Origin of the sequence: Halovenus rubra, assembly GCF_026586665.1 — an archaeon.
In the GTDB taxonomy this organism is placed as follows: domain Archaea; phylum Halobacteriota; class Halobacteria; order Halobacteriales; family Haloarculaceae; genus Halovenus; species Halovenus rubra.
In genome coordinates this window covers 128892-143025 of record NZ_JAODIY010000013.1, presented here as the reverse complement: position 1 = coordinate 143025, position 14134 = coordinate 128892, and the positions used below count along the sequence as shown (strand labels likewise).

Below are 14134 nucleotides of genomic sequence, written 5' to 3'. Positions count from 1 at the left end.
ACTAATATATCGTATGTTGCTATATACAACGCTCTTTGTGTGTCGGCGATTGGTGTTGTTATCGCAGTAGCTAATTTGCTGGGAACGTGGCTCTCGGCCGACTCTGGAACGCAACTTGAGTTCGTCGTCGAACTCACGCATTGTTGAGAACGTCTGTCACCCTTCTCAGAACGTAGCGACACCGGTAACTGTGTTCTACCGGTCCGAAATAACGGACATGTACTCCGAATAGGTGGCCAACTATTCAAGAATAGAGTTCCCCTCGAACGTCATCGAGAGGTCACTCGTGATACCGAGTAGGTCCGCAATCGTGGGAGCAACTGTCTGTGCGTCTATCTCATCGAACTCCACGGTAGGCGCCGCAGGCCCACCGATCCCGTAGAAGCCGGGAGCGTCGACGCGCCCGTGTGACCCGCTGATCTTCGTCGCGTCGAGAGAGATAAGTCCATCGTCACCGAAAAAGAGCGCACACGGATCGTATCCGGGCTTTTCGTGGATGTCCATATCTCTCGCGTAGTAGGGGGCATCCGCGTCGTCGGCCCACCAGTAGTACTGGAACCACGCATCTTGCTCTGGAACGAGGACTAGATCTCCGCTGTTAGGATGGGAAACCCCGTATGACTCCTTTGCTGTGTCAGTGACGACTGTTTCAACCCCGTCGAGAGCCCCAAGCACGTCGCGGGCGTTTCCCGTCACGTCGTCATCGGTATAGACGTGTGCCACTTGGTGATCGACCATAGCGAACGCAGCTGAGCCAGGAATATCGACCACTTCTCCGCCTTCACGTCCCTTTTCAATAGACAACAGACCAGCTTCTCGGAGCGCACGGTTGGGAAATACTGGCGTGTCAACAGCATGAAACCCATACTCGCTGACGACGTTTACTGCCGTTTCGTCCCATCGATGACTGTCGCGAAGCCACTCAAGGAACTCCCCGACGAGTTCGTCAATAACGCCAACAGCGTCTTGCATCTCCGAGGAATCCGGGCCATGGCGCTGTGCATCGTAGTCGAGGTGGGGGAGATAAACCCAAAGTAAATCCGGGTCGTGTCGTGTAATCGACTCGCGTGCGGCAGAGAGTATCCACTCGCTGCTTTGCTCGTTCGCTGTTGGTCCCCAGTAGTTATGCAGCGGGAAGTGGCCATATTCTTCTTCTAGGGTCTCATAGAACCCGTCCGGGTTCGTCCAACAGTCCATCTCAAGGAGATTATTGTTCTCGTCCTCGATTGGGGATGGTGTCACTGCAACGTCAGCGGCTGTCCCAATAAGATGCTGGAAGAATAGCGCGCCCGTTGTCAGGCCTGTGTCGCTACTCGCTGCGTCCCAGAGACGGGTTCGGTCAGCGCGGTCGCGCTCCCAGAATGCAACGCTGTCATCAGTCCGGTTGTACTCTCCGTTAGAAACATCACCGTGTGTCGCCGGTGACTGTCCTGTCGCAAGTGTCGTTTGTGAAGAAAGCGTAACTGCAGGAAACGGAGGGGTAAGCGGAGCTGTCGGGTGGCCTTCAAGGAAAGCTGCGATATTTGGTGCCAGTCCTGCATCGATGTGCTTGGTTTCGAGCCCAACCACGTCGAGGACAATTATACGCTGTGCTGTCTCTGTTTGAGGGCGTTGGTCTGTCATGTCTCAGGTAGGTATGTGTGTGCGTACTCCCGCAGTTGCTCGAACTGTTGGGAGAGGTCATGTGTTTCATACGCCATCGGTGATTTGAAAAACGAAGCAAGCTGTGGTTGCACCCCAGATTCGCCGTTTGCATCTGCGTGTGCAACGAGCCGAACGAGGTCAAGAACCAGCGGTGCAGCAAGGGCTGAATCAGAGCCTTCCCATGTGAACTGGAGTTTCATCTCCGTTCCGAGGAAGCCCTTGAAGTGGATATGGTCCCATGCAGTCTTGCGGTCTCCGAGTGACGGTGTGTAATCGATACGAACCCGGCTCTGTGTCTCGTAGCCAAGAATCTCTTCGAGGAGTCCGTCTTTACTCTTGACTTTGCCTGCTTTGTTCGCTTCGTCATCCAGAACGAGCCCGTCTGTGTTGCCGAGAATATTGTGTCCTTCCCACGAGAGGACACGGAGGTTTCGGCCTGCGAACATCGGTGCAAGCGCAGACTTTACCAGTGTCTCTCCCGTTTTGGCATCTTGTCCCATGTGAGGGACGTCGTTGCGCCTCGCGACCTCACGTACTCCGCCGAGATCACTTCCCGTGCTGGGTGTGAAGTTGATGTACGGGTGTCCCTCACTGACTGCCGCATATGCATAAAGGACACTGGCTGGAAGTGCTCGGTCATCATTCTCGATTGCAGCTTCGAGTTCGTCGGCTGTCGCGTAGGCATCGGTGTTTTCCAGCGGGGGCTCCGTTGATGCGACATTGAGAACAACAAGACGGTCGAGATCATGTTCCGCGACAAACGATTCGTAATCATCTCGAATTGCCGAGACAAGGTCGGGAACGGTCTGGTTGACGGCAGCGTTCCCCTCTGCGATGTCACCAACGACCTGCCCGCAGTTGATTGCTGTTCCCGTCTTGATACGACTGTCGACGGCTTCAACGTCGCTTCTGACAGCCTCGATTGTCGACTGTGGTGGGACACCGCCAGATGCGGATGCTGCCTCTGCTGTTTCGACGATACTCTGTGACCTAATATCGTGCCCAGCAAAAACGAGGTCGTCGACCTCTGGCAGCGCAAGGTCTGACAGCGGCTCACGCGCAGTGACCATCCCTGTCGTCTCTGTAATGCCACTGGCGACTGCCTTCGCACCGACGATAGAAACTGCTGCCACGTTTCCTCTCGCGCCAATCAGCCACACACCTGTCTTCATACGTCGAAATTATGGCTGTACAGTATTATATTGTGCGGCTCAGTTATCTGCCTAGAAACGGCTACTGTCGCCCTTTTAGACGCTAAATTCTCCCTACAGTCAGTTGCCGGTACGTTTGCTTTCGCCTGCATAGTTGAAAAAACTAAAGAATAGTTTATATCAACTGAATAGAACTGAGAGATTACCAGCTCAGGTTTGTGTCGGATTGGCGACGGGAGAGTTGGTCGTTGCACTCACTGAAATCCAGTGTGCTGTCGAGAACTGTCTCCTCGGGGTGGCGCCATTCATTCTCACAGCTCAAACAGCGCCACACTTCATACGGCCGTTGGTCGTCAGGATTCCGTCGCTCTGATTCAATTGGTTCGTCACAGTGAGGGCAGGTTTCGGGCACAGGCGGAGGTGAGCCCTCTGATAGGATATATCTACTTCTCTTGTCCAAAGGCGTCAACGAAACTGAACAGTCCACCAAAGAAAGAGAGTATTAATATCTGCTCTACAAATGACAGCATGCATGTCGATTCCAATTATTGACCCGCACATGCACATGGTCTCCCGCTCGACAAGCGACTACGACCGAGCACGACTGTCGGGGATCGAGTGCTGTATCGAACCCGCATTTTGGAGTGGAACAGACAAACAACACGCGGAGTCGTTCTTTGACTATTTCGAACAAATAATCGACTTCGAAACGAAGCGTGCCGAGAGGGCTGCTGGTATCGACCACTACGTGACGATTGCGCTGGAACCGAAAGAAGCGAACTACCCAGAGATGGCCGAACGCGTGATGGACCGTATCCCGGAGTATCTCGACCGCGATAACGTCGTCGGCGTCGGCGAAATCGGTCTTGACCAGGGCACGGAAGCCGAAGAAAAAGCGTTCCGTCGTCAGTTGCAGATGGCCGAGGAGCGCGAACTGCCAGTAATCGTTCACACGCCACACACAAACAAACCAGAGGGTACAGAGCGCTTGGTTGAACTCATTCAGGACGAAGACGTTACCGAGGAACGAATCGTCATCGACCACAACACCGAGAACACAGTCGATATTTCATTGCAGACTGACTGCTGGGTCGGATTCACACTGTATCCTGGCAAAATTGACGACGAGACGACTATCGACCTGCTAGAAGAGTACGGCACTGATAAGATGTTGCTCAACAGCGCAGCAGACTGGGACCCGTCGGACCCACTTGCCGTCCCAAAAGCTCGCGACAAGATGCTCGATAGGGGCTGGGACCGCGACACCGTCCGCAAAGTCGTCTTCGACAACCCACGAGAGTTTTTCAGCCAGTCTCCGAACTTCGAGTACGAACTGTGAGCCATGGATTTTGGATTCTCAACTAACGCGTTCCGGCAGTACGACCTCGAAGCAGCAATAGCGGCTCTTGGCGAGGTGGGGTACGACGGCGTCGAGATACTGCTCGATTCTCCACACCTGTATCCGCCAGACACAACGGAAGCAGATATCGAACGCGTCCGCGATGCCCTCGACGACGCAGGCCTAGAAATCAGTAACGGGAACGCGTTTATGCTCACTGCTATCGAGGACTTCCACCATCCATCGTTTATCGAGGAAGATGAGTCCTACCGGCAGCGCCGTATCGACTACACGATTCGTGCGCTGGAAGTCGCGGATACACTTGAGATGAGTCATATCTCTATCGAACCAGGTGGACCGATTCCGGACGGCCGGTCACGAGAGTGGGCACTCGACACCTTCGAGACTGGACTCGATGACGTTCTCGAAACGGCTGAGGAGGTTGGCGTCGACGTGATGGTCGAACCCGAACCCGATCTGCTGATAGAGACAGCAAACGAGTTTCTCGAACTTGCAGACCGGTTTGACTCGCCACGGCTAAAATGCAACTTCGATGCGGGTCACTTCTTCTGTGTTGGTGAGGACCCGGCGGCACTCGTTGAAAAACTCTCGTCGTACACCACCCATTATCATCTTGAAGACATCCCCCAAAACAGGGACCACGAACATACACAACTCGGTGATGGCGGGATGGACATTCAAGCCTTTCTCGAAGCGGTCGAAGCCGACGGATATGATGGGTTTGTTACTATCGAGCTATACCCCTACGAGGAGACTGCCCAGCAGACGGCCCAGCAGGCGATGGCATACCTTTCTGAACACGGCTGGACAGAATGAGAATCGTCCGGACGGTTACTTCGTACGCGAGGCTTGTTCGAGCTCCGAACCTCTTTACTGCGCCGCCTGATGTCTTGCTTGGTGGTGCACTTGTTGCGGGGGCTGGGACTGACATCGATGGCGGAGTGCTGGCCGTGCTTGCTTTTGGCTCGATATGCCTCTACGCTGCGGGGACGACCCTGAATGATTATTTCGACGTTGCTGAAGATACACGAGAACGTCCTGGGCGTCCGATTCCGGCTGGTGACATTTCACAACCCAGCGCGTTCGCGTTCGGTCTCGTGTTGTTAGTCGGTGGTATTGCCATTTCAGCAGTGGCCGGCGGTCGCTGGTCTGGAGGTATCGCAGGTGGACTTGCTGTCTGCATACTGCTCTATGACGGTGTGTTCAAAGGTGGTGCAGTTGGCTTTCTGTTTATGGGCGGGGCACGGGGTTTAAACGTCCTTCTTGGCGTCTCACTGGCTGGCCCCGTAGTCGACCAACCGGCTGCAACGTTGGCCGTCCCAGCGGTTGTACTTACTTACATTGCCGCCGTCACGTATCTGGCCGAGGGTGAAACCGGCGGCGGTAACCCCAAAGCCATTGGCATCGCAAGCGGGGCCGTTGTGCTTGCATCACTCGCGGTTGTGTGGCGTGTGGGTGCAAAACCGCCGTCAACCGCTGGAATCATACTTTCACTCACGCTTGCGTTTGGATTTTTGCTCTGGACGGGCAGGGCGCTTCGCCGAGCGTATGTGACTCTACAACCCAGCGTTATCGGCTCAGCTATCGGAACCTGTGTGCTTGCACAGGTTGTTCTTGACGCTGCATTCGCAGCTACGGTAACTCCTTTGTGGGGATTTGCCGTTCTCTGTTTCCTGCTCCCGGCGGTCGGACTCGCTACGTTGTTCGATATCTCCTAAAGGGCACGGAGAAGAAGTTGTTTTACGCTGGAAGAAGACGCTCACATATGGTTAAACTCGCTTTTTCGACGAACGCATACACTCGATTTTCACTCCCGGCGGCAGTTGAGCGCATCGCAGACGTTGGGTATGACGGTGTTGAAATTCTCGCTGACGACCCGCATGCGTTCTTCCCGGAGTTTGGGCACAAAGACCGGAAAGCAGTTGTCGACCATCTCGAAGAGACGGGACTTGAGGTTTCGAACATAAACGCGAACACAGCAACTGGGTACTACGACGACGCTCCGCCATCTGCGTTTTTCGAGCCGAGTCTCTGTACCGCAAATGAGGATGACCGCCGTTGGCGAATCGAGTACACAAAAGATGCTATTGACCTCGCAAAACAGGTCGGTGCTCCAGCAGTAAGCGTTACGACTGGCCAGTCTCTCCCCGGAAACCCGCCTGAACAGGCCCGTGACATCCTTGTTGATTCGCTCCACAAAATCCTCGACGACGCCGAACCGAAAGGTATCGATATCGGTATCGAGTTTGAGCCAGAGTTACTCGTCGAATCTACCGGCGAGGTCCTTGACCTGATTGATGATATCGGTCGCGACTCGCTTGGCATCAATTTGGACCTCGGGCACGCTGCTGTCTACGGTGAGTCATTGCCGGAGACGATTTCACGAACTGACGGATATATCACCGGAATTCATCTTGAAGACATTGTTGGTGGACGCCGTGGCAAGCATTATCATCGAATCCCTGGGGAAGGAGATCTCGATTTCGAGGCCATATTCGACAGTCTCGAACAGATTGGGTACGATGGATTCGCAACACTTGAGCTGTACACGTATCCCGGTGAACCAACTCGTGCGGCCCGGGAGGCTCTCGATTACCTGAATTCGACCCGATAATCACGTGACACCGGAGAGAGCTGTAGGCCATACCGTTTCCCCAGTTGTTGACCAACGTACAACAATAAAGTAGCTCTGTTGCCCAGACATATGTATGAGCGAGGCCTCCATTGATGACGTGGACCGAGCAATCCTCTACGCCCTCCAAGAGGATGCCAGAGACATGTCTTCCGGTGATATCGCCGAACGAACCGGAACCTCCGACAGCACAGTCCGCAAGCGGATTCAACGGCTCGAATCTGCCGGTGTAATCAAGGGGTATAGTGCTGAGGTCAATTATCAACAGTCCGGCTATCCGCTTCGAATGCTCCTCTTTTGTACTGCATCAATCCCAAGACGTGGCGAGATAATCGACGAAATCCTCGATATCGACGGTGTCGTCTCGGTACAAGAGTTGGTCACCGGCGAGCAGAACCTTCTCGTAACAGCAGTCGGGGAATCCGACGACGATATCACACCAGTTGCACAGGAACTGCTCGAAATGGAGTTAACTGTCGCCGATGAAGTCCTTGTCAGAAGCCACGAGACGACACCGTTTGGCGAACTTAACTCAACAGACGACGTTTAGAACACTACGCGGTCGACATCGCGTGCTGTTGCTCGCCGGACAACTGCTTCCACCGGGTCGACTGACCCAGCCAGATTGTCAGAACCGCCGTTAAGCACAGTGAGTGCGGCCCGCTTGCCCGGAACAATTGTCCCACAGTCCAGTCCAGCAATCTCAGCACCGGCTGTTGTTGCCATCCGGAGCACTTCTCGGGCTGTCACGTCGAACGTTTTGGCGGTATATGCCATCTCACGAAACAGAGAGGGTTGGTTCAACATCACGTTATCTGTCCCCAGTGCGACTGTTGTGTGTTCGAGTAGCTCCGGTATCGGGGGGCGGCCAACGTCGAGAACGGCATTCGCTCGTGGGCAGACAGCAATCGGAACTGACTGGTCGGAAACCCTGTCGAGATGCTCCTGTTTGGCATGTACCATGTGGACGAGCAGGTCTGGCTCCAAGTCAAGAGCTGGATGAATATCTGTCGCGTCGGGCTCCCCAGCGTGGATAGCGAACGGAGCACCACGTTCTTTGCAAGCGGCTCGTTCCTCGCTAAACGTATCATCATTTGCGCCGCTGGCTCCGTAGCCGTCGGCGATATCGAGTACTGAGAGTTCATCGCTACCAAAAATGAATGGCTCGATAGCAAGCGGCTCGGCGGCTTCTCGAAGCGCACTGGCACCCGACTCACCAAACTCGCGGAAATCAAGCGTCGAGACTGTGCCGGTCTGTTGCATAAATCGCAGGGTCTGTCGCATCGCCGTCACGAGTTCTGTCCGGTCTGCACCGGTTAGCTTTCGATGTTTCAGGCTGTTTGGCGGTACGACCGCTTCCTCAAGCGAGAGCCCGACTGCGGCTTCTTTGGCAACCGAGTCACCAAGGTGTGTGTGCGCATTCACGAACGCAGGCAGAATTATGTTTGCTGAGTCCGTCTCTGTTTCCTCGATTGCGTCGATGTGTCCGTCCTCCACCACCACCCGGCCGCTGATTGGCTCGAATGAGTCACCCACCAGAACGGTTCCCTCTAGTTGCTCCATACTGATATCCGGGTTCCTGCGACGAAATGTCTTTATATCTTTTAGATTCTGTGCTTGCCAATCGTGTTGTTGACGAAGAAATTGCGTGGTAATTAGTAACACGTTCTTGTAAATCGGTATAGGTAACAGTTTGGTAATATAGATAGATTTAATACGCAGTCTGTTCGTAATAGATAGTACTGATGACTCATTACAGGGGCTTCGAGAAACCAAAGCATCCGGTTTCTCTTCTAGCTAGCCGGGGACGGACGGACATATGAGTGGAGATACAGGAATGCAAACGATTGGCCAAATGCCAACCCCAACCGACGAAAGCGGTCGACTGCCGGCGGTTTTGACAGGTCTTGTCTGGACGTTGTGGGTTGTGTGTATTGGCATAGCTGGCGTGCAGCTTTGGCAGGACACTTCTTGGACACTGACAGAGTTGGTTGCTGTCGATGGGTTGACGACTGTGATGTGGGTGACGGTTACGTTTTTCAGTGGAATCATCCACAGCTACTCCCAACGGTACATGGCTGGTAGTGAGACAATCAATCGGTTTTTCGTTCGGGTGTTCGCGTTCACGCTTGTCGTGATGATGCTAGTTGCCACAAACAACTTCGTACTCTTCGGGGCTGTCTGGCTTGTGATGGGGCTTATAATGGCCGAACTCATCGGACACGCCGACGGCTGGAAACAAGCACAGGCCGCAGCCTCCGTTGCGCGTAAGGCCTTTCTCGCAAGCACCACGTTTCTGGGGGTCGCACTCCTAACGCTATGGTTAGAGACGGGTGCCACGACTGTCTCAGGCATCTCGCCGGCAATTTCGAACGCCTCCACACCGACTGTCCTGATCGCAACAGGAGGGTTGTTACTCGCAGCAATGATTCAATCGGCGCTTGTCCCGTTTCACACGTGGCTCCTTTCGTCGATGACAGCACCGACACCGGCCTCGGCACTGATGCACGCCGGTTTCGTCAACGCTGGTGGTGTCCTGCTGGTGCGGTTTGCACCTGTCGTCACCGTCGAACCCGCATTTATGCTTGTTGTCGTGCTTGTCGGGGCGGCGAGCGCGCTCTTTGGTAAACTCTTAAAGGCTGTCCAGACGGACGTGAAAGGCGAACTTGGCTGTTCAACAGTTGGACAGATGGGATTTATGATTATGCAAGCTGGCTTGGGCTTTTTCGCCGCTGCCCTTACACATCTCATCTTGCATGGCTTTTACAAGGCCTATCAGTTCCTCTCTACTGGTGGACAGGTCGCTCACGAGAGTCCCGGACAGTCCACAGAATCGGTGTCGATGGGTCTAGTCGACGCTGTTGTGATTGGTGTCACCGGCCTCGCCGGTGGCGGGTTGTTTGCGCTCCTCACCGGAAAAGGAACAAAGTTTGACACTGGTATCTTGCTCACACTGCTTGTTGTTTTGACCGTCTTGCATGCTGCGCGCGACATTGCTGGACACGCTTCCCTTCCAACCCCTGTCCGGTACGGTGCCGTCCCCCTCATTGCGTTGCCGGCTATTGTGCTGTACGCAGCAGCCTACGGTGCGGTGACTGAACTGATAGCCGGGCTTCCCGCCGTTGGCTCCCCTGCGGAGCTGACGGTCATTCACGGGCTGGTTACTGTCACGTTCGTTCTCGCATATGTGGTAATTGAAACCGGCGTCTACAAGCGGAGTCATCGGTTGTACGTCACCCTTATAAACGCGAGCGAGCCCCCCACAGAGGCCTTGTTAACTTCGACGGAGGAGTACAATGAGTACTGAATCTTCAATCCACGCAAGTATCGAGAGCACAGCAGAGTCGGTCGGCGCGGTCTGGCCGTTGCATTCGTTTGTGACGGCCAACCCGCTTGCGGGCTTTGAGGACCAGCCGTTTCACGAGGCAGTTGAAGACGCCCAACAGCTTCTCGGTGGTGACGGCTACCCGAGTGTTGAGGTATTCCGTCGCGCAGTTGGGACTGGACGGATTGATAGGGACGTGTTACAAAACGAACTGACCACACACGGGTACAATATCGACCCGGAAACTGCACTCGACCGTATGGCCGACACAGAAACTGACAGGCCGACAGAATCTGTGACGACGATGGACCGTGTGGACGCAGTGTTGACGAAGTGGCTTGCAGCCTTTCTCGACCAGGGACAGGCAAAGTGGTCGATGCCAAACCGCGAGCAGGGTTTTTACGCGGCGTTCCGGGCCGTCGCAGCACACGATAGTGAGATTCCAGCTGGTGTCAAGGAAATCCCCGACAAACCCATCGAAGCTATCCAGCACTGTCTTGACGAGTATGCTTTTGGCCGGTGGAACGATATCTTCGAGTATCACCTCACAGCCCTTCCGGGTTGGACGGGATTTATCAAGCAACGTGCTTCCAAGAATGATGCGTGGCAGTCTAGCTATCCAATTACGCTGCACGGGTATCTTGCAGCCCGGCTAACGCTCGTACACTGTTTTGATGCCCCCGTCGTCCCTTCAAACGCGTCAGAACATGATGAGTCGTGGGCAGCTCCGGATGGTGCTTTGCCACTTCCAGAGGTCTGGCTAACTGCCTGGGAGGCAAGCTATCGGAATGAGCTAGTCGGCTCACTCACCAACCGCTCTGAGGCGCTCGCTGAGCAGTCCAAAACCGAGCGCCCGGATGCACAGTTCGTCTTCTGTATCGACACGCGGTCAGAGATAATTCGCCGGCATATCGAGGCCACAGGCAACTACGAGACACACGGGTATGCCGGGTTTTTCGGTATCCCGATGCGCTACGATGGGTACGGGTCGGATGTGACAGTGGATGCGTGTCCGCCGATTCTTGACGCCACACATCACATTGCTGACCAGCCTACGGAGCAGGAAGCAGGCAACAAAGACGAATACGACCGCTGGCAATCGGCGCTTGGGGCTGGTAAAGCCACAATCCGTCGGCTTGAATCTAACGCTGCTACCGCGTTCAGCTTCGTCGAAAGCACTGGCATTGGGTACGGGGCTGGGCTGGCCGCTCGGACACTTCTTCCCGGACGCGTCTATGACCTGCTGGACCGGACAGACGAGACAGTCCCTGATGACGATGAGTTCTGTGAGCCGTCTGTTGACCACGACCCGGACGCTACACACAACCTTCCCAGTGGACTCACGCTTGAACAGAAAGTCGACTATGCGGCAACAGCTTTCGACCTCATGGGCTGGGAACAGTTCGCGCGCGTTGTCGTCTTCGCTGGCCATGCAAGTCAGACTGCGAACAACCCGTTCGATTCAAGTCTTGACTGCGGTGCCTGTGCCGGTAATCCCGGTGGGCCAAGCGCTCGTGTCCTTGCAACTATCGCAAACGAGGACGCCGTCAAGGCACAACTTCGGGAACGTGGCTTCGATATTCCCGACGACACTGTCTTTATCGCCGGTGAACACAACACGACCACTGACGAGGTCGAACTGTACACCGGCGATGTGCCAGAATCACACCAGACAGATATCGACCAACTTCGTACAGACCTTGGGACTGCTCGGGCCGGTGCCGCAAGTGAACGTGCCGGTGACATGGGTGCCAAAACGGAGTCGGGCGTCCGCGAAACCGAGCGTCGGGCAGCAGATTGGGCGGAGACACGCCCGGAGTGGGGGCTGGCAGGGAACGCCGGGTTCGTTATTGGGCCGCGTGAACTGACTGATGGCGTAGACCTCGATGGTCGCTCGTTCCTCCACTCCTATGACTGGCGTACCGATTCGGAGGGCGACGCGCTTGAAGCGATTCTGACTGGTCCGATGGTTGTTACACAGTGGATTAACACCCAGTACTACTTTGCCACAATCGACAACGCAACCTACGGGAGTGGGTCGAAAGTAACTCACAATCCTGTCGGCAACATCGGCGTCTATCAAGGCAACGGCGGCGACCTGATGAGTGGTCTTCCGCTTCAGTCGCTCATGAGTGCGGATAACGAACTGTATCACCAGCCGTTGCGTCTCTCGACAGTAATCCATGCACCAGTCAAACTCATCAACCAGATTCTTTCCGAAAACCAGCAGTTACAGGAGTTACTGGACAACAACTGGCTGTCACTCACTGCCATCGACCCACAGCAAGACCACCGAGCATTCCACTACGAAAGTGATCTCGAATGGACGCAACTGGAGACACAGACTACCACCCCTGACCCGACAGCGACGCCGTCTGCTTGCTCTGACTGAGACAGCGCCTGCGCTGTGGCCGTCGTCGGGTAGCTCCACGAGTTGGGTGGCTGTCTGTGTCAGGTCATCCGGTACGACCGACTCAAAACGGACAATCGGTCGAGTTGCTCAAGAACATGGGACACCTGCGGTCATCGCTGCTGGGTAGACAAATATCGTGGTGTTGGCATACAAGAGAGGTACAGCATCCCCAAATAGTGGCTATGCGAGAGCGGTTTCTCTCTGTTGGGCGGGCTTCGAACGCGTCGGCGACAAGACTTGCCTCGTAGGCGATCTTCTCGGTTTCTTCGAGTAATACGTTTCTCGGGGCGTGACACTTCGACACAGCTAAAGGGCCGTTTCAACCAGTAGAGGATATGCGCCAGTTTATCATTGTCGGGCAGGACGCACCGACGACAGAGGAATTCTCGCTTGACGCGTTGACCGGAGCAGGTCGGATGGACCTACTTGCACGCTGCGTCACGGCGTCGTTCCTGCTCTCACACGGTATCCGCGAGGATGTCCGAACCCATCTTGTACTCGCCGACGAGTTCACCGTCGAGTTTGAGGGGAGCAAACTCCGACAGCTTAACCCCGATGAACGCTCGACGGCGGCGTTGATACAAACTGCCCTCGCTGAGCGCGAGGAAGCTATTGGACACATGGCGGTCGAAACATCACCGGGAGTCTCTATCTCGCGGCTCGGCTTCAAGGCCGTTCTTGAGAAGGCGGCTGAGGGGCGAACAGTCTGCCGTCTACACGAGAACGGCCAGCCGGCCACTACGGCGGAACCGCCGGATGACCCTGTCTTCGTCCTCTCGAATCATCAGGAGCTACAGCCCCAGTACGTGGACACACTGACTGATGTGAGCGACAACTCGATTTCGCTGGGGCCGGAGCCACTTCACGCCGACCACGCGATTACGGTGGCACACAACTGGCTCGATACGAGTGGCTTTGTCGAGTGAGCGACAGTGCAGGAAGTTACCTGACAAGGTACGGGTCACTGCCCGGAATAAACCGGCCAAGGTCGGTAATCTGGTGGTAGTCGGCATCATCGAGTCTCTCGAAACGGTCGACAAGCCGGTCGGCGTCAGCATCGTTCCAGTTTGCCGGGTCTTTGATTGGAATGACGAGCCAACCTGAGCCACGCTGTTCGCTGGCGTGGAGTGCGTCCATCTCCGGTTGGTCCTCTGGAACGTTTGCCGTATACGATTCTAGTACGTGTGCAGTTGCCCGCGACCCGACTGGCAACAGAACGTGGGCAGTGATTGCTCGGAGCTCGGCATCAAAAAACGGCTCCATCCGACTGTAGGAGTCTGACGTTGGCCCCTCTGGCCCGGGGTCACACATGTGTAGGTACGAGAGGAAGGTCCGATAACAAGCCAACTGTCCCGACGCTGTATCAGCGCTCTGAAGCAGGTCAGCACGCACCAGCGCCTCGAAGAACTCTTCGGACCACGGGGTACCGGTGAAAGGGACGCCAGTCTCGGTTCCTCCGTGAACGCCGGGATGGTCGCCGATAACGTGAAAATCGGCGTTCACGTCCCCGTATCCGGGCACTGCCTGGTCACAGGGTGGTGAAAGTCCAAACGGATTTCGCTCGGTATCAGCAACGTACTCCACGAACAGTCAGGTGTTCGAAAGGGGC

At 55.3% G+C, this 14134-nt stretch carries 12 protein-coding genes; 8 read left to right on the top strand and 4 right to left on the bottom strand.

The features are described from left to right. Positions 1–240: 240 nt before the first annotated feature. The gene (locus N5098_RS13025) at positions 241–1623 is read right to left on the bottom strand and encodes an alkaline phosphatase family protein (RefSeq protein ID WP_267638312.1); all 1383 of its coding nucleotides are present in this window, start codon (positions 1621–1623) and stop codon (positions 241–243) included. Then, complete coding sequence (locus N5098_RS13020; protein ID WP_267638311.1) at positions 1620–2816, bottom strand: inositol-3-phosphate synthase; 1197 nt, start codon at positions 2814–2816, stop codon at positions 1620–1622. The genes N5098_RS13025 and N5098_RS13020 overlap by 4 nt, the downstream gene beginning before the upstream one ends. Positions 2817–3354: 538 nt before the next feature. On the opposite strand from N5098_RS13020, the gene N5098_RS13015 reads away from it, so the two are divergent. The 5 genes from N5098_RS13015 (at position 3355) to N5098_RS12995 (ending at position 7337) form a co-directional block, all read left to right on the top strand. Further along, positions 3355–4134: a TatD family hydrolase gene (locus N5098_RS13015; RefSeq protein WP_368408022.1), complete on the top strand. Its 780-nt coding sequence runs from the start codon at positions 3355–3357 to the stop codon at positions 4132–4134. 3 nt (positions 4135–4137) lie between these two features. Continuing rightward, positions 4138–4971 carry a sugar phosphate isomerase/epimerase family protein gene (locus tag N5098_RS13010; protein ID WP_267638309.1) on the top strand — a complete coding sequence of 278 codons (834 nt, stop codon included), beginning with the start codon at positions 4138–4140 and terminating at the stop codon, positions 4969–4971. Further along, positions 4968–5873 (top strand): UbiA family prenyltransferase, encoded by a 906-nt coding sequence (locus tag N5098_RS13005; protein ID WP_267638308.1) that lies wholly within the window; start codon positions 4968–4970, stop codon positions 5871–5873. The genes N5098_RS13010 and N5098_RS13005 overlap by 4 nt, the downstream gene beginning before the upstream one ends. Positions 5874–5920: 47 nt before the next feature. Further along, positions 5921–6769 (top strand): sugar phosphate isomerase/epimerase family protein, encoded by an 849-nt coding sequence (locus N5098_RS13000; RefSeq protein WP_267638307.1) that lies wholly within the window; start codon positions 5921–5923, stop codon positions 6767–6769. A 94-nt stretch (positions 6770–6863) separates the two neighbouring features. Then, positions 6864–7337, top strand: a complete 474-nt coding sequence (locus tag N5098_RS12995) for an Lrp/AsnC family transcriptional regulator (protein ID WP_267638306.1) — start codon at positions 6864–6866, stop codon at positions 7335–7337. On the opposite strand, the gene N5098_RS12990 is transcribed toward N5098_RS12995, so the two are convergent. Next, positions 7334–8350 carry an amidohydrolase family protein gene (locus N5098_RS12990; RefSeq protein WP_267638305.1) on the bottom strand — a complete coding sequence of 339 codons (1017 nt, stop codon included), beginning with the start codon at positions 8348–8350 and terminating at the stop codon, positions 7334–7336. The two genes, N5098_RS12995 and N5098_RS12990, sit on opposite strands and share 4 nt — an antisense overlap. A gap of 256 nt (positions 8351–8606) precedes the next feature. On the opposite strand from N5098_RS12990, the gene N5098_RS12985 reads away from it, so the two are divergent. From N5098_RS12985 to trmY, 3 genes are all read left to right on the top strand, one after another. Then, a complete protein-coding gene (locus N5098_RS12985) occupies positions 8607–10094 on the top strand; it encodes a proton-conducting transporter transmembrane domain-containing protein (RefSeq protein ID WP_267638304.1) in 1488 nt (495 codons plus the stop codon). Further along, positions 10084–12504: a DUF2309 domain-containing protein gene (locus N5098_RS12980; protein ID WP_267638303.1), complete on the top strand. Its 2421-nt coding sequence runs from the start codon at positions 10084–10086 to the stop codon at positions 12502–12504. The genes N5098_RS12985 and N5098_RS12980 overlap by 11 nt, the downstream gene beginning before the upstream one ends. Positions 12505–12860: 356 nt before the next feature. Beyond that, positions 12861–13451: a tRNA (pseudouridine(54)-N(1))-methyltransferase TrmY gene (gene trmY, locus N5098_RS12975; protein ID WP_267638302.1), complete on the top strand. Its 591-nt coding sequence runs from the start codon at positions 12861–12863 to the stop codon at positions 13449–13451. A gap of 16 nt (positions 13452–13467) precedes the next feature. Here the strand turns inward: trmY and N5098_RS12970 are convergent, their stop codons facing one another. Then, entirely contained in the window at positions 13468–14109 is a 642-nt protein-coding gene (locus N5098_RS12970; protein WP_267638301.1) for a uracil-DNA glycosylase family protein, read from the bottom strand. Positions 14110–14134 lie beyond the last annotated feature (25 nt).